The organism is Spirillospora sp. NPDC046719 (assembly GCF_040645715.1).
GTDB lineage: Bacteria > Actinomycetota > Actinomycetes > Streptosporangiales > Streptosporangiaceae > Spirillospora.
Genome location: NZ_JBEYYT010000054.1, coordinates 1 through 20,172, shown reverse-complemented (window position 1 = coordinate 20,172; position 20,172 = coordinate 1). Strand labels below are relative to the sequence as shown.

At 72.7% G+C, this 20,172-nt stretch carries 18 protein-coding genes; 10 read left to right on the top strand and 8 right to left on the bottom strand.

The features are described 5' to 3' along the window. The first annotated feature begins 22 nt into the window (after positions 1-22). The 5 genes from ABZ914_RS12815 to ABZ914_RS12795 all read left to right on the top strand — a co-directional run bounded on the left by ABZ914_RS12815 (position 23) and on the right by ABZ914_RS12795 (position 5,045). Positions 23-1,180 carry a lipid-transfer protein gene (locus ABZ914_RS12815; protein ID WP_500193130.1) on the top strand — a complete coding sequence of 386 codons (1,158 nt, stop codon included), beginning with the start codon at positions 23-25 and terminating at the stop codon, positions 1,178-1,180. A gap of 134 nt (positions 1,181-1,314) precedes the next feature. Further along, on the top strand, positions 1,315-2,040 hold the full coding sequence (locus ABZ914_RS12810; protein WP_500193121.1) for a TetR/AcrR family transcriptional regulator: 726 nt from the start codon (positions 1,315-1,317) through the stop codon (positions 2,038-2,040). Positions 2,041-2,574: 534 nt separating this feature from the next. Further along, a complete protein-coding gene (locus tag ABZ914_RS12805; protein ID WP_500193120.1) occupies positions 2,575-3,258 on the top strand; it encodes a hypothetical protein in 684 nt (227 codons plus the stop codon). A gap of 81 nt (positions 3,259-3,339) precedes the next feature. Continuing rightward, positions 3,340-4,116, top strand: coding sequence for a hypothetical protein (locus tag ABZ914_RS12800; protein ID WP_387021157.1), 777 nt, complete (start codon positions 3,340-3,342; stop codon positions 4,114-4,116). 107 nt (positions 4,117-4,223) lie between these two features. Continuing rightward, positions 4,224-5,045, top strand: a complete 822-nt coding sequence (locus tag ABZ914_RS12795; protein WP_500193119.1) for a hypothetical protein — start codon at positions 4,224-4,226, stop codon at positions 5,043-5,045. A 72-nt stretch (positions 5,046-5,117) separates the two neighbouring features. On the opposite strand, the gene ABZ914_RS12790 is transcribed toward ABZ914_RS12795, so the two are convergent. Beyond that, positions 5,118-6,755 carry a serine/threonine protein kinase gene (locus ABZ914_RS12790; protein WP_500193118.1) on the bottom strand — a complete coding sequence of 546 codons (1,638 nt, stop codon included), beginning with the start codon at positions 6,753-6,755 and terminating at the stop codon, positions 5,118-5,120. A gap of 439 nt (positions 6,756-7,194) precedes the next feature. On the opposite strand from ABZ914_RS12790, the gene ABZ914_RS12785 reads away from it, so the two are divergent. Genes ABZ914_RS12785 through ABZ914_RS12775 form a run of 3 tightly spaced genes read left to right on the top strand, consistent with a single transcriptional unit; the run spans position 7,195 to position 10,720 of the window. After that, a complete protein-coding gene (locus ABZ914_RS12785) occupies positions 7,195-7,962 on the top strand; it encodes an ABC transporter ATP-binding protein (protein ID WP_387021165.1) in 768 nt (255 codons plus the stop codon). 35 nt (positions 7,963-7,997) lie between these two features. Continuing rightward, positions 7,998-10,115, top strand: coding sequence for a YhgE/Pip family protein (locus tag ABZ914_RS12780; protein ID WP_500193117.1), 2,118 nt, complete (start codon positions 7,998-8,000; stop codon positions 10,113-10,115). 11 nt (positions 10,116-10,126) lie between these two features. After that, the gene (locus ABZ914_RS12775; protein ID WP_190865891.1) at positions 10,127-10,720 is read left to right on the top strand and encodes a TetR family transcriptional regulator; all 594 of its coding nucleotides are present in this window, start codon (positions 10,127-10,129) and stop codon (positions 10,718-10,720) included. A gap of 21 nt (positions 10,721-10,741) precedes the next feature. On the opposite strand, the gene ABZ914_RS12770 is transcribed toward ABZ914_RS12775, so the two are convergent. From ABZ914_RS12770 to ABZ914_RS12745, 6 genes are all read right to left on the bottom strand, one after another. After that, positions 10,742-11,212: a MarR family winged helix-turn-helix transcriptional regulator gene (locus tag ABZ914_RS12770; RefSeq protein ID WP_500193116.1), complete on the bottom strand. Its 471-nt coding sequence runs from the start codon at positions 11,210-11,212 to the stop codon at positions 10,742-10,744. Positions 11,213-11,496: 284 nt separating this feature from the next. Next, on the bottom strand, positions 11,497-13,071 hold the full coding sequence (locus ABZ914_RS12765) for an acyl-CoA synthetase (RefSeq protein WP_500193115.1): 1,575 nt from the start codon (positions 13,069-13,071) through the stop codon (positions 11,497-11,499). 93 nt (positions 13,072-13,164) lie between these two features. Beyond that, a complete protein-coding gene (locus tag ABZ914_RS12760) occupies positions 13,165-14,322 on the bottom strand; it encodes a thiolase family protein (protein ID WP_433240171.1) in 1,158 nt (385 codons plus the stop codon). Then, positions 14,315-15,355 (bottom strand): thiolase family protein, encoded by a 1,041-nt coding sequence (locus ABZ914_RS12755; RefSeq protein WP_500193114.1) that lies wholly within the window; start codon positions 15,353-15,355, stop codon positions 14,315-14,317. The genes ABZ914_RS12760 and ABZ914_RS12755 overlap by 8 nt, the downstream gene beginning before the upstream one ends. After that, on the bottom strand, positions 15,355-16,308 hold the full coding sequence (locus ABZ914_RS12750; protein ID WP_500193113.1) for a Zn-ribbon domain-containing OB-fold protein: 954 nt from the start codon (positions 16,306-16,308) through the stop codon (positions 15,355-15,357). Before ABZ914_RS12750 ends, ABZ914_RS12755 begins: the two co-directional genes overlap by 1 nt. Next, the gene (locus ABZ914_RS12745) at positions 16,298-17,863 is read right to left on the bottom strand and encodes an acyl-CoA synthetase (RefSeq protein WP_500193111.1); all 1,566 of its coding nucleotides are present in this window, start codon (positions 17,861-17,863) and stop codon (positions 16,298-16,300) included. The genes ABZ914_RS12750 and ABZ914_RS12745 overlap by 11 nt, the downstream gene beginning before the upstream one ends. A 155-nt stretch (positions 17,864-18,018) precedes the next feature. On the opposite strand from ABZ914_RS12745, the gene ABZ914_RS12740 reads away from it, so the two are divergent. Beyond that, entirely contained in the window at positions 18,019-18,831 is an 813-nt protein-coding gene (locus tag ABZ914_RS12740; RefSeq protein WP_500193110.1) for a crotonase/enoyl-CoA hydratase family protein, read from the top strand. Positions 18,832-18,911: 80 nt separating this feature from the next. Here the strand turns inward: ABZ914_RS12740 and ABZ914_RS12735 are convergent, their stop codons facing one another. After that, positions 18,912-19,544, bottom strand: coding sequence for a flavin reductase family protein (locus ABZ914_RS12735; protein ID WP_500193109.1), 633 nt, complete (start codon positions 19,542-19,544; stop codon positions 18,912-18,914). A gap of 149 nt (positions 19,545-19,693) precedes the next feature. Here ABZ914_RS12735 and ABZ914_RS12730 point away from each other — a divergent pair, with 149 nt between their 5' ends. Continuing rightward, entirely contained in the window at positions 19,694-20,137 is a 444-nt protein-coding gene (locus ABZ914_RS12730) for a hypothetical protein (protein WP_500193108.1), read from the top strand. The last annotated feature ends 35 nt before the right edge of the window (positions 20,138-20,172 follow it).

The following is a 20,172-nucleotide window of genomic DNA, read 5'->3' as shown; positions in this document are numbered from 1 at the left end:
CATCGCCGTCCTCGGCGCGGGCATGCACCCGTGGGGCAAGTGGGGGCGCAACTTCGTCGAGTACGGTCTCGCCGCGGCCCGCGCCGCCCTGGCCGACGCCGGGCTGACCTGGCCGGACGTCCAGTACGTGGCGGGCGCCGACACCATCCGCAACGGCTACCCGGGGTTCGTCGCGGGCGCCACGTTCGCGCAGGCGCTCGGCTGGAACGGCGCGCGGGTGTCGAGCTGCTACGCGGCGTGCGCGTCCGGCGCGCAGGCCATCGCGTCCGCGCGCGCGCAGATCCTCGCGGGGCTGTGCGACGTGGCGCTGGTCGTCGGCGCGGACGCGGCGCCGAAGGGCTTCTTCAAGCCCGTCGGCGGCGACCGCCCGGACGACCCGGACTGGCTGCGGTTCCGCCTCCTCGGCGCCACCAACCCGATCTACTTCGCGCTGTACGCGCGCCGCCGGATGGCGATCCACGGCGCGACGCTGGACGACTTCGCCGCCGTGAAGGTGAAGAACGCCCGGCACGGGCTGGCGAACCCGAACGCCCGGTACCGCAAGGAGGTGACGCTGGAGGACGTCCGCGAGTCCGCCGTCGTCGCCGACCCGCTGCGGCTGCTGGACATCTGCGCGACCAGCGACGGCGGCGCCGCGCTGGTGCTGACGTCGATGGACTTCGCGCGGCGGAACGGCATCGCCGACCCGGTGCGGCTGTCCGGCCTGTCGACGGTGACGCCGACGTTCCCCAAGACGGTCATCGACCTGCCCGACTTCGCCACCGACTCCGCGCTCGCGGTGCCCGAGCCGGAGCGCCCCTTCCGCGCCGCGATCGCGCACGCCGCCTACGAGGAGGCCGGCATCGGCCCGGACGAGCTGTCCCTGGCCGAGGTGTACGACCTGTCCACGGCCCTGGAGCTGGACTGGTACGAGGACATCGGGCTGTGCGAGGTCGGCGGCGCCGAGGAGCTGCTGCGGTCCGGCGCGACGGCGCTGGGCGGCCGGATCCCGGTGAACCCGAGCGGCGGCCTCGCGAGCTTCGGCGAGGCGATCCCGGCGCAGGCGATCGCGCAGGTCTGCGAGCTGACCTGGCAGCTGCGCGGGCAGGCGGAGGGCCGCCAGGTCGAGGGCGCCCGCGCGGGCATCGCGGTGAACCAGGGCCTGTTCGGCCACGGCTCCGCCATGATCGCCGTCCGCTGACCCGGGGCGCGCCGCCCTCGTGCCCGGCCGGGAGGGGCGGCGCGCCATGGCTCGGCGGTGCCCCGGCCGCCCCTGGGCGGGCGGGCCGCGCCATGAGACGATCCGCCCGAGCGGTGACGTGAGCGGGGGTGGGCATGGAGCGGGACGGCGCCGGCGGCCGCGGGCGCGGGCGCGGGCGCGCGCCGGGGCGCCTTCCCTCCGGCCGGCACCGGCTGTCCCGGGACTACGTCGCCGGGCACCAGGTCGCCCGCATTCTCGCGGCCGTCGTGGAAATCGCCGGCACCGCCGGCTACCGCGGCCTGACCGTGGATTCCATCATCGCCAATGCGGGCGTTTCCCGCGCGACGTTCTATGTCCATTTCAAGAACAAGGACGACGCCTTTCTGCGGGCAAGTGACGTCATCGTCGAGCAGATGATGGACCGCGTCGTCGAGGCGTATCAGGGCGAGCCGGACGCCACCGGGCGCGTGCGCGCGAGCCTGGGCGCGCTGCTGGCCTATCTGTCCGAAAACCCGCGCGCGGCGCGGATGTGCATCGTGGAGTCGATGTCGGCGGGCCCGCTCGCGGTCGAGCGCCGGGACCGGGCGCTGGCCGCGTTCGCGCAGGTCGTGACCGACAACATGCACGAGCTCTTCCCGCACTACCCGAGCCCCGAGCTGATGGCGGAGACGATCGTCGGCGGCATCTACCAGGTCGCGTACTCGCGGATCGCGCGCGGCGAGACCGCCACGCTGCCGGAACTGCGCGACGGCCTGCTTCACACGTTCGCCGTGCCGGATCCGGAGCGCTGGGGGCCGGGCGCCGCGTCCCGCGAAGCGGAATCCGCCACGCCGGGGCCGCAGGGGGCGCGCAGCGAGTAGAGGGGCGTCCGCGGCGTATTAGGGCGGGCCGCCGGAGTTGACGGCGGGCGCGCAAATTCGAGAAACGTGGCCGTTTTTCATTAGCGCCCGATGCGCCCGCCCCGGCCCGCCGGCACGGCCCCCCGCGCCGGCGGGCCGGGGCGCATTGGACCAGTTGAAGCCCGCGATTCCGGCGGCGTCCCGGACCGCCGCCCGAACCGGTGGCCGGATACGGCCAGCTTGACCGGGAACCGGAATGACCGACCAGTCAGATCGGGGCGGCGCCCCCGTCGCCGCGCACCCTGCGCGTTCGCCGCCGGCCTCCACGCAGCGTGACCGCTATCACAGCGCAGCGTCGGTCATATTCGGACATCGACTGGCGCCATAACCCGAAAGCTGAAACCCGGTCGAGGGTCCCGCCGGAATGGCCCCCCTCTTGATGAACGCCGTCATTCATGATTCTGTCCGGTTGCCGCGGCGTCCACCGACGCGGCCTCGGGCCCAGGCCGTGCGGACGCCCGCGTCGCCCGCGTCTCCCACCCTGAAAGAGACAGCATGAGAAAGCTCGGCAAAATCGCCATTCCGCTCATCGGCTCGACCGCGCTGCTCATCGGCATGACCGGCTCCGCGCTCGCGTCCGGCACCATCACCTCCGGCGGCTCCCCGTACACCGGCAACGTGCTCGCCACCAACCTCGGCAACGTGACGCTGTCCGGGCTCAGCAGCCTCGGATCGATCATCAACACCTGCACCAGCGCGTCCCTCGGCGCCTACACCAAGTCCGACGGCACCGGCGGGCAGCTCAACAGCGTGTCGCTGACCGGCTGCACCAACAACCGCGGCGGCACCACCACGGTCACCGCGCTCAACCTGCCCTACACCGGCGGCCACGTCGACTACGACTCCACGCACGCGAGCAACCGCGACGGCACGATCACCATCGACGCGCCGAACCCCTCGGTGGACGTCAAGGCCATCCTCACCCTGCCCGCCTGGGGCATCTCCAGCATGGAGTGCCACTACGGCCTGACCACCTCCACGCCGCTGACCATCAACGTCTACAACCCGACCAACGCCAACAAGCCCGTCCCGTCCAACTCGCACGGGCAGGGCAAGCTGGCGGGCCAGGCGCTGCAGTTCATCTCCGGCGACAGCAGGTGCCCGGCCTCGGCCTCGGCCAACGGCAACTTCCAGATCGTCACCGACCCGGGCGGCGCCGACCTGACGCTCGGCCCGTGATCCCGTCCCCCTGACCCCACCCCACCCCACGGGACGGGCCGTGCCCCCACGGCCCGTCCCGCCCCTTCGCCCGGAGCACCCATGCGCCTCTCCCTCCGCCGCCGCCTCCAGGCCGGCGCCGCCGCCCTCACCGTCACCGGCGGCCTGCTCGGCGGGCTCGCCACCGCCCCCGCCGCGTCCGCCGACACCCTGCCGTCCTTCGACTTCTCCGCCTGCCCGGCCCTGCCCTCCGGCGCCGACCCGGCGTACGCGCAGTGCAACGTCGCCGTGACCACCGGCGGGACGATGCAGCTCGGGTCCATCAAGGAGACGATCTCCTCCCCGATCACGCTCACCTACACCACCGGCTTCGACCCCGTGACGCTGGAGGAGTACACGATCTTCGGCTCGTTCAAGGCGAGCCGGTTCCAGGTGCAGCCGGGGCTGTTCGGCGACCCGTTCGTCACGGCGGTCTACGCCCAGCCTCAGTACGCGGGCGGCCTCAACACCGACGGCGGCACGCTGAACCTGAACCTCAAGGTCAACGTGCAGAACCCGCTGCTCGGCGGCAAGTGCTACATCGGGTCCAACACGAAGCCGATCGCGCTGCACCTCACGCCCGGCACGACGAGCCCCCCGCCGCCGAACACCCCGATCTCCGGTACGCCGCCCGAGGTCGTCGGCACCAACCCGACCGTCCTCAAGACCACCGTGGTCGACAACGCCTTCGCCGTGCCGAAGGCCGACGGCTGCGGACTGGATCTCGGCGTCGAGAACTGGGCCGTCAACCTGTACGCCGGACTGCCCTCGGCCGCCGGGCACAACACGGCGATCTTCAACCAGTACGTGGCCTACAAGACCTACACCGACCTGCCCTAGCGCAGCCCCCAGCGCGGCGCCCGACCGCGGCGCCGCGCCCGGCCCGCGCCCGCCCCTCCCCGCCGCGGGGGCGCGGGCCTTCCACCCCCCTCCATGGAGTTGAGACGATGAGAGCACCCTTCAGGCGGTTCACCGCCGCGGCGCTCGGCGCCGGGCTCGCCGCCCTGGCGCTCACCGGCCTGACCCGGCCGGCGAGCGCCGACGACGTCCCGCCCGGCCTGGACTTCGGCGACTGCCCGACCCCCGACCAGCTGCCGGCGGGATACGACCCGGCCTTCGCGCTGTGCACCGTCACGGTGATCGGCGGCGGGGAGCTGAAGATCGGGTCCATCGACCAGACGATCACCCAGCCGATCAAGATGACCTGGGCCAACGGCTACGACCCGGTCACCCTGGAGCAGTGGGCCGTGTTCGGCCCGATGCGGGCCGAACCGCAGCGGGTGAAGGGCGGCGTCCTCGGCATCGACGGGTCCGACTTCATCCCGCTGCTGCAGATCAGCGCGCAGCCGCAGCTGGCCGCCGACCCGGAGCTGTCCCCGGAGGGCGCGGTCGCGCTCCGCCTCAAGCTCAAGATCAAGACGATCAACCCGCTGCTCGGCGACACCTGCTTCATCGGAAGCGACGCGGACCCGATCGTGCTGAACCTCACCTACGCCACGACGGACCCGCCGCCGCCGAACAAGCCGATCACCGGCACGGGGCCGCACGTGCTCGACAACGGGGTCCTCGCCTCCACCCCGGTCGACAACGCGTTCGCCGTGCCGAGGTCGTCGGGCTGCGGCTGGAACGGCATCCTCAACGGGATCGCCGACTTCCGGGCGGGCCTGCCGTCCCCGGCGGGCACGAACACCGCGGTCTTCGAGTCGTACTCGAAGTACCAGAACTACCCCTCGCTGGCCAAGACGTCCGCGAAGTACAGGGCGAAGTAGCCGGGGCTCCTCGGCCGGTCCGCTCCGTCCGGGGCGGACCGGCCCGCCCGCTTCACGGCCGGCCGGGCGGGTTCACTTCACCGTGAAGCCGTCGCAGCCCAGGTAGTAGGCGTCGCCGTTGGAGCGGACGTGCATCCAGATGACCGTCCAGTCGCCCTTGGTGAGGGCGAACGCCTCGCTTCCGGCGCCGCTCCACTTGAAGTCCGCGGGGTAGTGCACATAGAGCCACCCGCTCTCGCCCGGATAGAGACGCGGCTTGCTGTTGACGACGCCGGTGACCGCGTTCCCGCCCATCCCCGCCGGCGGGCGGACCTGGACCGCCAGGTAGTAGCGCGACGGCGACTTGTACTTGAAGCGGGCGCCCAGCTCGACGGTCTTGCCTCCGTAGGGCGTGCGCGGTGCGGAGGTCTGCAGGTCGCTCGCGAGGGTGTCGTCCTCCGGGCGGACGGCGGGCAGGCAGTTGAAGTTCGCCTTCGTCCAGGCCAGCTGACCGAAGTCGTTGGTGGGCTGCTTCACGAGGATCTTGTCGGGCGGGACGCCGTTCCCGCCGGTCGTGCCCGAGGCCGGGGAGCGCGTCGCGCCGGCGCCGGTCTGCGGACCGTCCGCGGCCGTCCCGCTCGTCCTCGCGCCGGGGCTCTTGCCCGAGCCAGCGGACGGCCCGCCCGCGTCCCGGTGACCGCCGTCTCCCTTGCCGTCGAAGCCGAGGCGGGCGGCGAGCGCGACCGCCAGCACGACGGCGACGACCCCGGCGCCCGCCGCGATGACGGCGGCGCGGCGGCGTCCGCCGGTCAGGCCCGGGGTCCGCGTGCGGTCGGGCGGGACGAGCCCGACCGCGGCGGCCTGCGCGACGGTCACGGGCAGCATCGGGGGCGCACCGACCAGCCGCCGGTACACGGGGTCCTGCGCGAGGGCGCCGGCGCCCGCCGCCACCCCGGCGAGCCGCTCCAGCGGGATGCGGTCGCCCGGCTCCTTCCGCGCGCACTCCCGGACGAGGTCCGCGACGCGCGGGTCGACGCCGTCGAGGTCGATCTCCCCGCTCAGCGTCCGGTGGATGATCGCCTCGATCCGCCCGCCGCCGAACGGCGGCCGTCCCGTCGCGGCGTAGGCGATCGTCCCGGCGAGGGAGAACACGTCGGAGGCCGGGAGCGGCAGCTGCTCGCGCACCACCTCGGGCGCGACGTAGCCGGGCGTGCCGTTCCACGCTCCGGTCTGGGTGATCTGCGTCTGCCCCTCGCCGCGCGCGATGCCGAAGTCGATCAGCCGGGGGCCGTCCGGCGCGAGGATCACGTTGCCGGGCTTGAGGTCGCGGTGCTGCACGCCCTGGCGGTGGATCTCCAGCAGGCCCTCCGCCAGCGCCGCGAGGAGCCGCAGGCAGGTGTCCGGCGGCAGCGGCCCGTACTGCGCGACGGCCTGCCGGAGGGTCGGACCGGGGACGTACTCGGTCGCCAGCCAGTACGGCGGCGCGTCCAGCCCGGCGCCCACCATCGCGGCGGCGAACCGGCTGCGGACCCGCTCGACGGTCGCGACCTCGCGGCGGAACCGGGCGAGCGCCTGCGGGTTCTCGAAGTCGTCCCGGATCACCTTGAGCGCGACGTGCCGTCCGCCGCCGGTGGCGCCGAGGTAGACCTGGCCCATGCCGCCCGCGCCGATGCGCGCGAGCACGGGGTACCCGCCGATCTCCGCGGGATCCTCGGGACGCACTGGTTCCACGGTCCGCCCTCCCGGGCCGTTGTGTTGGGGACGGCGGAAATCATGTCATCCCCGGCCGTGTCGGGCCAACGCGGTCGCGCGGACGGCCCCCGCCGACCCGCGGTCGCTCCCGGTCAGCGGGCGCGCTCGGCCGGCAGGATGCGCTCAATCGGCAGAGGGGTCGGTCGGCAGAGGTCAGTGGGCAGGGTGCGCCGAGTCGGCTTTGCGGGCGACGTGGAGGGCCCAGCCGATGAGGGGCGCCTGGAAGGGGAGGCGGCCGTAGGCGGCGGTGCCGGGTCTCGGCTGACCGATGTGACCGAGGTCACGCCTGTTGACCTGTGTGGCGGGCGGCGGAGCGGTCACGTGTCTGATGTCACCGATTCGTCGGATGTGTTCGGTTTTCCGGCAGAGCTATCTTTGTACTGACCGGTCAGTGCAAAAACGCTCCGCGGAGGTACCGATGGCATCCGAGACTCCAGGGGCGGTCGCCGCGGCCGGGGGGACCGCCGCGGCCGTCTCTGGACCCTCCCGCGGCTCCGGGACTGGCGGGGGCCGCCCCGGAGCCGGACGCGGCGCCGCCGGGAGCCGCGCGGCGGCGGCCGTCCGCACCCGCGGGCTGTCGCTGCGCGGCGCCCGCGGACCGGTGTTCCACGACGTCGACCTCGACGTCCCCGCCGGCGGCCTCGCCGCGGTGAGCGGCATCGCCGGGTCCGGGCGCACCGCGCTCCTGCTCGCCCTCGGCGGGCGGATGAAGCCGACCGGCGGCACCGGCAGCGTCGGCGGGATCGCGCTGGACGACCTGCGGGCCGTCCAGCGGATCGCGGCGCTCGGGATCGTCCCCGGGGTGACCGGGCTCGATCCGGCGCTGACCGTCCGGGAGCACGTGCGGGAGGCGCTCGCGCTCCACGAGGGGATCCTCGGCCGCTTCCGCGGGCGGGACGCCCGGATGCGCGCCGCCCTCGACCGCGCGGGGCTGGACGCCGATCCCCGCACCCTCGCCGAAGACCTCGACCCCGACGAGGCGCAGCTGCTGGGCGCCGCGCTCGCGCTCGTCGGCGAACCCCGCCTCCTGCTGCTGGACGACGTCGACGAGGGCCTTCCCCCCGACCGGCAGCGCGCGCTCTGGCGACGTCTCCGCGCCATCGCCGACTCCGGCGTGACCGTCATCGCCGCCTGCCACGACCCGGCCCCGGCCGAGGGCTTCGCCCAGACCGTCCGGCTGCCCTGAACCACCGTGAAATAAGACCTAGGGAGATCCCCCCGATGAGGCTTCCCGCACTGACGCCGGGCGGTCTGGAACTGCGCCGGTTCGCACGGAACCGGCTGACGCGCATCGCGCTGGCCGGGCTGGTGCTGCTGCCGCTGCTGTACGCCGGCCTGTACCTGTGGTCGTTCTGGGACCCGTACGCCCGGCTCCGGCACGTGCCGGTGGCCCTCGTCGTCGAGGACCGGCCCGCCAAGGCCGGCGGAAAGACCGTGCACGCGGGCGCCGACCTCGCGGACGAGCTGAAGAAGCGGCAGGTCTTCGACTGGAAGACCGTCTCGGCGGACAAGGCCGCGAAGGGCGTCCGGTCCGGGAAGTACTACATGTCGCTGACGATCCCGGCGGACTTCAGCGCGCGCATCGCGTCGCCGTCCGGGACCGGGACGCCGACGGCGGCGGGGCTCCGGCTCCAGATGAACGACGCGAACAACTACGTCGTCGGGACGCTCGCGCAGGCCGCGTTCAAGGAGATCAGCGCCGCCGCGGGCGGGAACGCGGTGCGCGGCTACCTGGACCAGATCTTCCTGTCGTTCGACAAGCTCCACACCAAGCTCGGCAAGGCAGCCGAAGGCGCCGGCGAGCTGGCGGACGGCTCAGGGCAGGCGCACGACGGCGCCGGGAAGCTTGCGAAGGGCGCGGGCGACGCGAGGTCCGGCGCCGGGAAGCTCAAGGGCGGCATCGACGAGGCCCGGTCCGGCAGCGGGCGGCTCACGTCCGGGCTGGACGACCTGCGCACCGGAACCGGGCAGGTCGCGGCCGGCATGCAGCGGCTGACCACCACCGTCGACAAGGCCGGCGACACGCTCGTCCCGCTGCTGCGCGACCGCGCGCCGGAGATCCGGCAGGCCGCGCTGCTGGTCGCGCGTGGCGCGGATGTCCTCGCCGACGGCGCTGGACGGCTCCCCGAGCAGACCGGCGCCGCCGTGAGGCAGGCCGAGAAGGCGCAGGCCGAGCTGGAGACCTACCTCGCCGCGCACCCGGAGGTCCCGGCGAACGTCCGGCAGGACCTGACCCGGGCCGCCGCGCGGGTCGTCACCGTCGCGCGGCAGGTGGACGGCTACGTCCGCGACCACACCGGCGACCTGCGCAAGGTCGCCGCCGACGCCCGGACGGTCGGGACCGCCGCCCGGAAACTCGCCGAGGACGCCCCGACCCTCGCCGCGAAGGTCGAGAAGGCGCGCCGCGACGTCGACCGCCTCAACGCCGGGACTGAGCGGGTGAACGCGGGCGCCGGGCAGCTGCTGTCCGGATCGTCGCAGCTCACGAGCGGCCTCGGCACGCTGTCGGGCGGTGCGGGGCAGCTGGAGGACGGGCTCGGCCGGCTCTCCGGCGGCGCGGTCACGCTGGAGACGGCGCTCGCGCAGATCGCCGACGGCAACCAGCGGCTCGCCCGCGGCCTGGACGAGGGCGCCGCGCAGGTCCCGTCCTACGGCGACGGCGAGCGGAACGCGCGCGATGACATGATGAGCAACCCGGTCCGGCTGGCGTCCTCGACGGAGAACAAGGCGCCGAACTACGGCACCGGCTTCGCGCCGTTCTTCGTGCCGCTGTCCCTCTGGGTCGGCGGAATGATCATCTACATGCTGCTGCGGCCGCTGAACCCGCGCGCGCTCGCGGGCACCGCGCCGGGCCGCCGCGTCGCCCTGGCCGGCTGGCTGCCCGCCGCCGCGGTCGGCGCCGCCCAGGCCTGCGTCGTGCTGGCCGTCCTGCACTTCGCGCTCGGGCTGCGCGCCGAGCACTGGGCCGGGCTCGCCGGCTTCCTGGTGCTGGCGTCCGCCGCGTTCCTCGCCGTGATCCAGTGGGTGAACGCCCGGTTCGGGCCGATCGGCCGGATCATCGCGCTGGCGCTGCTGATGCTCCAGCTCACCTCCGCCGCCGGCACCTACCCGATCGAGACCAGCCCCGGCTTCTTCCAGGCGATCCGGCCGTGGCTGCCGATGCCGTGGGTCGTCGACGCCGTCCGGCACCTGATCAGTGGCGGCGACCTGACCTCGGTATGGCAGGGTTGTGCGGTGCTGGCGGCGTTCCTGGCGGGCGGGCTCGCGCTCACCGCCCTGGCCGTCCGGCACAACCGGGTCTGGACGATGAAACGCCTGCACCCGGCGCTGGAGCTCTAGAAGGCCCGACCGTGGGAGGCAGGGACGTGGCGCGCAGCGCGACGCGGGAGAAGCTGTTCACCGCGGCGATCGAGCTGATCGCGGAGAGCGGGCTCGCCGCCACCACCGTCGACCAGATCGCCGACCGCGCCGGGGTCGCCAAGGGCACCGTCTACTACAACTTCGGCAGCAAGGCGGCGCTGTTCGCGGCGCTGCTGGAGTACGGGGTGGAGCGGCTCGCCGCCGCGCTGCGGGACGCCGCGTCCGGCCGCCCGCCGCTGGACGCGCTGGAGGCGGTGGTGAGCGCCGAGCTGGCGTTCATCGGGGAGCACGAGTCGTTCGCGCGGCTGCTGATCGCCGAGACGTGGCGGTCGGGCGGCGACTGGCAGCACACCGCCCGGCTCATCCGGGAGCGCGCCATCGGCGTGGTCGCGGACGTGCTGCGCGCCGCGGTCGAGGCGGGCGACCTGCGCGCCGACCTCGACACCGGTACCGCCGCGTCCGCCGTGTTCGGCATGGTGCTCACCGTCGCGCTCGACTGGCGCGCCCTCGACCCCGACCGCTCCTTCGCCGACGTCCACGCCACCCTGATGGACCTGCTGCGCGGCCGCCTCACGGCCCGGTGAGCCCCGGGGGACGGCGGCGGGTCAGGGCAGGTTGCGGACCTGCTCGATCACGCCGGGCATCGCGGCGTTGTTGGCGCTGATCCAGTCGAGGAGGACGGCGATCTGCTCGTCGGAGTAGGACGCGAGGCGCTCGCGGAAGACGCGGGCGATCGGCTCGAAGTACTCGCCGAACCGGGCGACGTTCTCCGGGACGAGCTCGACGATCACGCGGCGCCGGTCGTCGGGGTCGCGGGTCCGCTTGACGTAGCCGGCCTTCTCCAGCCGGTCGATCACGGCGGTGATGGCGCCGCCGGTCGTGATGCCCATCAGCTCGGCGAGCCGGCCGGGGGTCTGCGGGCCGTCCAGGGTGAGCGCGTTGACGCACTGCGCGTCGGTGACGTTCATCCCCGCCTTGCTCGCGGTCGCGTGATGCAGCAGCACGGTGAACATCGTCGAGCGCTGCATCCCCGCCTGCAGTTCCGCCATCATCCGCTCGCGGTCCGGGATCGCCACGCCCCACCTCTCGTTCTTTTCTCTGAAATAGAGAGGCTCAGTCTAGTGCGCCGGGGACGGAACGGACCAGCCGGGGGACGGCCCCCGGCTGTGTCGAACCAGACACCGCGGAGGAACCGGGCAGGAACGGAGCGCTACTAAACTGGCTTTTGTTAGGACCACTAAACAGGCGGTCCGCTCCTGGCCCCGGATCCCACGAAGGTTCGGGGCCGCCCCCTATCCGGCCCCTCTCACCCGCCGACCCTGCTCGCCCACCGGCTCCTGGTCGCCCGCCGGCGCAAGGGTCACTCGCCGTCCGCCTCGCCGGCGATCTGCTTCGCCCACCGGTAGTCCGCCTTCCCCGCCGGCGACCGCTTCATCTCTGGGACGAACGCGTACACGCGCGGGACCTTGTAGCCCGATAGCTCCTTGCGGCAGTGCGCGTCCAGGTCCTCGGCCGACGGCCGCTCGCCCGACGGCTGGATCACCGCCGCGACCCGGTTGCCCCAGCGCTCGTCCGGAACGCTCGTCACCACCGCGTCGTACACGCCCGGATGCCCCTTGAGGACGGCCTCGACCTCCTCCGGGAACACCTTCTCGCCGCCGGTGTTGATGGCCTGCGACCCCCGCCCGTAGACGGCGATCGTCCCGTCCTCCTCCACCGTCGCGATGTCGCCGGTGAGCAGCCACCGCTTCCCGTCGACGACCGGGAACGTCCGGGCCGTCTTCTCCGGGTCGTTGTAGTAGCCGTGCGCGATGTAGCCCGTGCGCGCGACCTGCCCGATCACCCCGGACCCCGGCTTCACCGGCTGGAGCGCGTCGTCCAGGACCGTCACGTTCTCCACGTCCGGCGCGAACTTCAGGCCCTTCTCCGGCGTGGAGGCCGCCGTCGCCTCCGCCGTCGAGCCCGACTCCGTCGACCCGAACCGGTCCAGGATCATCGTGTTCGGCAGCAGCGCCTGGATCCGGTCGCGGACCGTCCCGGTCAGGATCGCGCCCGTCGACACGAACGCCAGCAGCGACGACGTGTCGTACCCGCCGCGCGCCAGCTCCTCCACCATCGGGATCGCCATCGCGTCCCCGGTGATCGTCAGCGAGTTGACCTTCTCCCGCTCGATCGTCCGCCAGATCTCCGCCGCGTCGAACTTGCGCGCGTAGACCAGCGTGGCGCCCATGAACCAGGCGATCCACGTGGCCATCTGCGCGGCGCCGTGCATCAGCGGCGCGATCGGCATCATGATCATCGGACCGCCGTTGCGGGCCAGGTCGACGACGTCCTCCGGCCGGGTCGGCCGCGGGAACGTCGGGTTCCAGAACGCCAGCAGCATCTGCTCGGTCGACCACATGACGCCCTTCGGCATCCCGGTCGTCCCGCCCGTGTAGATGATGTAGGTGTCGTCGGCCGAGCGGGCCGGGAACCCGCGCGTCCCCGGCTGCGCCGCCAGCGCCTCGTCGTACCGGACGGCGCCGTCGATCGACGGCTCGCCGCCCACGGCGATCAGGTGCCGCAGCTCCGGCGCCTCCGGGACCGTCGCGGCGACCCGCTCCTCGAACTCCACGTCGTACAGCAGCGCGACGCTGTCGGAGTCCTGGTAGATGTAGAGCAGCTCCGTCTCGACGTACCGGTAGTTCACGTTGATCGGCACGGCCCGGATCTTCATCGCCGCCAGCAGCGCCGCCGCGTACTCGACGCCGTTGTACAGCTGCATCGCCACGTGCTGCCCGGGCCGCACGCCCGCCGACTCCAGGTGGTGCGCGAGCCGGTTGGCGTGCTCGTCCAGCTCGGCGTAGGTGAGCCGCCGGTCGCCGCAGACCACCGCGACGCGGTCGCCGATCGCGTCCGCGACTCCTTCGAACAGATCAGCGTGGTTGTACTCCATCGGACGTCCTCCGGAGGGGGTATTCGCGCCTACGGGGCCTGGGGTCGCCCCCAGGGGAACACGGGACAGGGAAAGGACGGGAGCCGGGCTGGATCAGGGCTTGTCGCCGCCGACGACCCACATCGCGAAGAACTGGGCGCCGCCGCCGTAGGCGTGGCCGAGGGCGCGCCGCGCCCCGTCCACCTGGTGCTCGCCGGCCTGCCCGCGGACCTGCAGCGCCGCCTCCGCAAACCGGATCATGCCGGACGCGCCGATCGGGTTGGACGACAGCACGCCGCCGGAGGGGTTCCACGGGATGTCCCCGTCGAACGCCGTCGCGCCGGCCTCGGTGAGCTTCCAGCCCTCGTTGTCGCCGCAGAACCCGAGGTTCTCCAGCCACATCGGCTCGTACCAGGAGAACGGCACGTACACCTCGGCGCAGTCCAGCTCGCGGCGCGGGTCGGTGATGCCGGCCTGCTTGTACACGTCCGCCGCCGCGTCCTTGCCGCCCTGCGGGCTGACGCTGTCGCGGCCCGCGAACTGCATCGGCTCCGACCGCATCGACGTGCCGTGCACCCAGGCGGGCTTGCCCGGCGCCTTCTTCGCCGCGTCCTCCGACGCCAGCACCATCGCGCAGGCGCCGTCGGACGACGGGCAGGTCTCCAGGTAGCGGATCGGCTCCCACAGCATCGGCGTCGACTCGACCATCTCGCGGGAGATGCCGGGGATCTTCAGGTGCGCGTACGGGTTCCGCAGCGCGTTCTGCCGGTCCTTCACCGCGACGAGCGTGCCGATGTGGTCGGGCGCGCCGGACCGGGCCATGTAGGCGCGGATGTGCGGGGCGAAGTACCCGCCCGCCCCGACGACGAGGGACGTCGTGAACGGCCCGTTCACCGTCAGCGCCCACGTCGCGTTCGACTCCGACTGCTTCTCCCACGCGATCGTGAGGACCCGGTCGTGCACGCCGGACTGGATCAGGTTCGCCGCGACGATCGCCGTGGACCCGCCCACCGAGCCGGCCGTGTGCACCCGCATCAGCGGCTTGCCGGTCGCGCCGAGCGCGTCCGCCAGGAACAGCTCCGGCATCACGACGCCCTCGAACAGGTCGGGCGCCTTGCCGACCACGATCGCGTCGATGTCCTTCCAGGTCAGCCCGGCGTCGTCGAGGGCGCGGCGGGCCGCCTCGCGCAGCAGGCCCGCCATCGACACGTCCAGCCGCTTGGTCTTGTACTGGGTCTGCCCGACGCCGATGACCGCACAGGGGTTAGCCATTGTTCTTCTCTCCCGACATCACGCAGACGAGGTTCTGCTGCAGGCAGGGGCCGGACGCGGCGTGCCCGAGCGTCCGGGACGCCGTCCCGTCGTGGATGCGGGACGCGGCCTCGCCGATGCGGATGAGGCCCGCCGCCATCACCGGGTTCGCCGACAGCGCCCCGCCGGACGGGTTGACCGCCACGCCGTCGCCCAGGCCGAGCGCCTCGCGCAGGATCAGCTCCTCATGGCTGAACTGCGCGTGCAGCTCCGCGATCTCGACGCCGGCCGCGCCGGCCTTCTCCCCCGCGATGCGGGCGGCCTCGGACCGGGTCAGGTCGCGGACGCCGAGCGCGTGCGGCTCGGTGCGGTGGTCGATCCCGATGATCCACGCGGGCCGCTCGCACAGCTCCCGCGCCTTGTCCCCGGCGGCGAGGACGATCGCCGCCGCGCCGTCGGTGATGGGCGCGACGTCGTAGGGGTGCAGCGGCGCCACGTCGTAGTCGTCGCCTTCGGGGTCCGGCAGGTGCAGCGCGAACTCGTTGTCGCGGCCGGCCGCCCGGGACCGCGCCGCGACGGCGCGCAGGTCGTCCTCCTTCACGCCCGCCTTGTCCATGTACGCGCGGGCCTGCATGGCGGCCATCGACACCTGGTCGACGCCGAGCGGGGCGAGCGTGTACGGGTCGAGCTGCTGGTTCATGATCGCGCGCAGGTCGCCCTGGGACGACTTGCCGAACCCGTACACCAGCGCGGTGTCGATCGCGCCGATCTGGAGCTTCACCCACGCCTCGTACAGCGCCCACGCGCCGTCCATCTCGACGTGGCTCTCGGAGATCGGCGGCCACGCGCCCAGCGTGTCGAGCGCGGACACGAACGCGAACGGCGCGCCCTGCAGGTAGTCGCACGAGCCCGAGCAGGTGAACCCGAAGCGGGACAGGCCCGTCCGCTCCTTGATCTCGGTGATCACCGGCAGGACGATCTCGGTCTCCGCGAGCCCCTGGTCCTCGGCGGTGTGGTGGCTCTGCACGAACGCGACGACTGCGACATCACGCATTACATGAAGTCCTTGATCTCTTCGAAGGGGACGTCGGGCTCGTCGATCGGCTCGAACCACTTGATGTTGGCCATCGACCGGTCCCACTCCTCGCGGGGCCGCCACGCCGCCTTCACCCGCATGCCCATCCGCACCTGGTCGGCCGGGACGCCGGCGATGAGCGTCAGCATCGTCAGGCCCGCGCCGTCCAGCAGGACGTAGCCGGACACGAACGGCACCTCGGGGGCGCGCGGGTCGGGGATGTTGTTGACCGCGAAGGTGGTGACGGTGCCGGTGTCGGGCAGCTCCACCTCCTCGGTCGTGGGCACGCCGTCGCGCGTGCAGAACCCCTTCATCGGGACGATGACCTTCTCGCACACCGGGCAGCGCTGCCCGATGATGCGGCCCTCGGCGATGCCGTCGAGGAACCGGCCGAGCGCCTTGCCGCCCTTCAGCCGGAACTCCAGGCTCGCCTGCGGGTTGATCATGGTGACCTCGGGCTGGAAGCACTCGATGTCGCCGATCGTCCCGGTGCGCTCCGCGCGGTACCGCGGCCGCACCCGCATCCCCGTCTTGAGGGTCTTCGGGGGCTTCGCACCCGCCTCGAAGACGCCGAGGTCGAGGGCGTGCAGCAGCGCCGTGTCGGCGCCGTCCGGGCGGATCAGCGCCCAGGCGAACGGCCGGTCGAACGGGTGCTCCTTCGCCGGGTTCGGCACCCACGACCAGGTCGTCACGGTCCCCGCCGGGCCGACCTCGACGAACTCGCCGGTGACGTCCTCGCCGGTCTCCGGGTCGTACTCCGACGGCGGGACGAGCACCCGCCCGCCGGCCGTGCGGACGCCGACCATCCGGCCGTCGCGCAGCTCGCTCAGGAAGCGCCCGATCACCGGCCCGACCGAGCGGGTGTAGCCGCCGGGGAACTCGACGACGTGGTTGACCGCCGTCTCGGACGCCTGCGTGGTCTCAGATGGCACTGTCGCGGTCCTTCCAGTACGGGTCCCGCAGCTTGCGCTTGAGCAGCTTGCCGTTGGGCTCACGCGGCATGGTCTCGATGAAGTCGATGCTCTTCGGCCACTTCATCTTCGCCAGCCGGCCCTCCAGGGACGCCAGGATCTCCTCGGCGAGCGCGGGCCCGGGCTCGGCGCCCTCGGCGGGCTCGACCACGGCCTTGATCTGCTCGCCCCACTCGTCGTCGGGGATGCCGAACACGGCGACGTCCGCGACCTTGGGGTGCAGGGTGATCTCGTTCTCGATCTCGGCGGGGTAGATGTTCGCCCCGCCCGAGATGATCATGTCGGCCTTCCGGTCGGACAGGAACAGGAACCCGTCCTCGGTCAGGTAGCCGATGTCGCCGACCGTGAAGAAGTCGCGGAGCCGGTTCTTCTCCGTCTTCTCCTTGTCGCCCTTGTACTCGAACTGGACGCCGGCCATCTTCATGTAGATGGTGCCGTGCTGCCCGGTCGGGACCTCGTTGCCGTCGTCGTCGACGATGAGCAGCTCGCTGATCGCCCACGCGTTGCCGACCGTGCCGGGGTGGGCGCGCCAGTCCTGCGGGCTGGCGATCGTGCCGCCGCCCTCGGTGGCCGCGTAGTACTCCCAGATGCAGTCGCCCCACCAGTCGAGCATCTGCTGCTTGATCGGGACGGGGCACGGCGCCGCCGCGTGGATCGCCCACTTCATCGACGACACGTCGTACTTGCTCCGCACCTCCTCCGGCAGCGCGAGCAGCCGCTTGAAGTGCGTCGGGACCATGTGGGTGTTGCTGATCCGGTGCTCCTGGATCAGCTTCAGCGTCTCCTCGGCCTCCCACTTGTCCATGTAGACGAGGGTGTGGCCCATCTGCAGCGCCGTCCCGCCGAACTGGGTGACGGCGGTGTGGTAGTTCGGCGACGTGATCAGGTGCGCCTGGTGCTCGCCGCCCGCCGGCAGTCCGGGCGTCATCCCGAACAGGCCGAGCAGGAACGTCATCAGCTCGGCGCTGTCGTCGGGGTCGAGCCCGGTCAGCGTGCGCTTGACGCCCTTCGGCCGTCCCGTCGTGCCGGACGTGTAGTGCATCGTCGCGCCGGCGCTGCGGTTCTCCGGCAGCGTGTCCGGCTGCCCGTCCACCAGCTCGGCGTAGGGCCGGAAGCCCTCGACCTTCCCGTACCCGAACCGGCGGTGCGCGTCGAGCCCCGCCTCGTCGGCGGCGCGCACGCCCTCGGCGGCGTACCGCTCGTGCACGAAGAACGCCTTGGCCTCGCTGTCGGCGACGATGTAGCCGATCTCCGGGCCGGTCAGATGCCAGTTGATCGGCGTGTAGTACCAGCCGGCCTGCAGCGCCGCCAGGTAGAGGACGAGCCCCTCGACGCCGTTCGGGACGAGCCCGCAGATGCCGTCGCCGTCCTTGAGACCGAGCTCGCGGAGCCCGTGGACGAGCCGGTTCGAGCGGGCCAGCAGGTCGCCCGCGGAGTACTGCGCGCCGTCCGGATCGACGGCGGCGACCCACGCGGGATCGGCCTGCGCCAACCGCCAAAAGCCCAACGACCCCATCGGATCTCCCTTGCGTGATCACGGTGAGCACCGCCTGCCGGCGGCGCCCGGCGACCAAAGTAGATCACGTTCTCGTTTTGCAGGGCAACCCCTACCGGTAGCGCATCGCCTTAACTAGAATCTGTTCTTGTTTTGCCCATCGCAGGAGGACATCCATGGCCGAGCTGCTGCCGATCAGCACCGAGCACTGCACCGTCGAGCGGGACGGCCACGTCGTCATCGTCACGATGAACCGCCCCGAGGCGCGCAACGCGCTCAGCACGGCCATGCTGGTCGGCCTCGCCGACGCCTGGGCTTACATGTCCGACACCCCCGAGGTCCGCGTCGGCATCCTCACCGGGGCCGACGGCACCTTCTGCGCCGGCGCCGACCTCAAGGCCATGTCGCAGCCGCCCTCCGACCCCCGCGTCGCCGAGCGCGCCGCGCAGATCCCCGACTACCACTGGAAGGGCCTGCTGCGCGACGGCCGCCCGACCAAGCCGCTCATCTGCGCCATCGAGGGCTACGCCGTCGCCGGCGGCACCGAGCTGCTCGCCGGCACGGACCTGCGCGTCGTCGCCGAGGGCGCCACCCTCGGCCTCTTCGAGGCCAAGCGCGGCCTGTTCCCCATGGGCGGCTCCGCCGTCCGCCTCCCCCGCCAGATCGGCTACGCCGCCGCCCTCGACATCCTGCTCACCGCGCGCGAGGTGACCCCGCAGGAGGCCCTCGCCATGGGCCTGATCAACAAGGTCGTGCCGGACGGCCAGGCCCTCGCCGCGGCCCGCGAGATGGCCGACCAGATCGCCGCCTGCGCGCCCCTGGCCGTCCAGGCCATCCTGCGCGCCGTCCGCGAGACCGAGCACCTCCCCGAAGAGGAGGCCCTCAAGGTCTCCGACGAGATCGGCTGGCCCGTCTTCGCCACCGAGGACGCCAAGGAGGGCTCGAAGGCCTTCAAGGAGAAGCGCGCCCCCATCTACCACGGCAAGTAGCGCCCGCGGTCCGGGGCGCGGGGCCCGTCCTCCGGGGCGCGGAGCACGTCAGGGAGCGCCCCGGTCGCGCGAGAGGCAGGTCACTTGGTTCGCGGGGTCTCGCTGCGGAAGGTGTGGCCGAGCTCGGGGCCGAGGCCGAAGTAGTGCCGGAAGTTGTAGATGAGCGGGCTCCACTCGGCCGGGTCCACGTGGTGGGTGCCCGGCACGACGATGCGCGGGTCGGCGTGCACCCGCAGCACCTCGGCCTCGGCGATGACGAACCCGCCGGACGCTCCGGGGCGCACCCGTTCGGCGCGGGCCTCCAGCTGCAGCGGGCATTCGGCGACCCGCGACGGCCCGACGGTCTCGGACGGCTGGGGCCGCAGCCCGGCGGCGGCGAACTTGTCGCGTTCGAACCGGAAGACGCCCGCCTTCGCCGCGGGCACCGGGTCGCGTCCCGTGAGCGGCGCCAGCCGCTCCACGGCCCGCCACTGCTCCGGGCCCGGAACGTTGATCACCAGTTCGGGACGCTCCTGGAGGTTGCGAGCGGTCTGCCCCTCGGCGCCGAGCCCGAGCACGACCGTGCGGCCGAGCGCCCACGCCGACGACATCGGCGCGAGGTTGTCCGAGCCGTCCTCGTTCGCGCTGGTCAGCAGGACGACGGGGGTTCCGAAGTACAGGACGCTCGGCTCGATGGCGACGTGCTCCGGCAGGGCGGCGACCGCGGGTTCCATGATCGGCAGCGTAGGGCGGGGTCGTTTCGACGCCGGCTGAAATGTGATCGCGGGCGGGTATCGGGCCGTCCGTAAAAGGGACGGCGTTTGCACGCCCCCTTCCGTGGCAGGGCTGGACGCAAGCCGGTCATGGAAGGAATGAGCGAGCGATGGCCCTCCAGATGGGACGGTACCTGGGATGGGGACGGACGGCGGCCGAGGAGCCGCCGGCGGAGCCCCGGAGACGCTGGTCGTGGCCCCGGCGGACGGCCGCGGCGGCGCCCTCGGACGAGAGCGCCGGGAAGACCGTCGTGGTGCGGAGACCGCGGCGGTGGCGGCGCGGCCGGCACAACCCCGTCAGCGCGATGATCCTGGCGGCGGGCTGGGCGGCGGCGTTCATCCTCGCCCTCGGGATGCTGCTGACCTGGGGCGGCGCGAATCCGGGCAACGACCTGGTGCACGCGACGCTCAACACGGGCCGCTGGCTCGCGACGCCGTTCCACGACGCGTTCACGCGGTCGGACCCGAAGGAGCAGCTCTACATCAACTGGGCGATCGCGGGCGTCGTCTACTACGCCGTCGCGCGGGCCCTGTCGTGGATGACCCGCTTCTGACCGCCGGGAACGCGGCGGCGGCCGGGGCGTTGCGC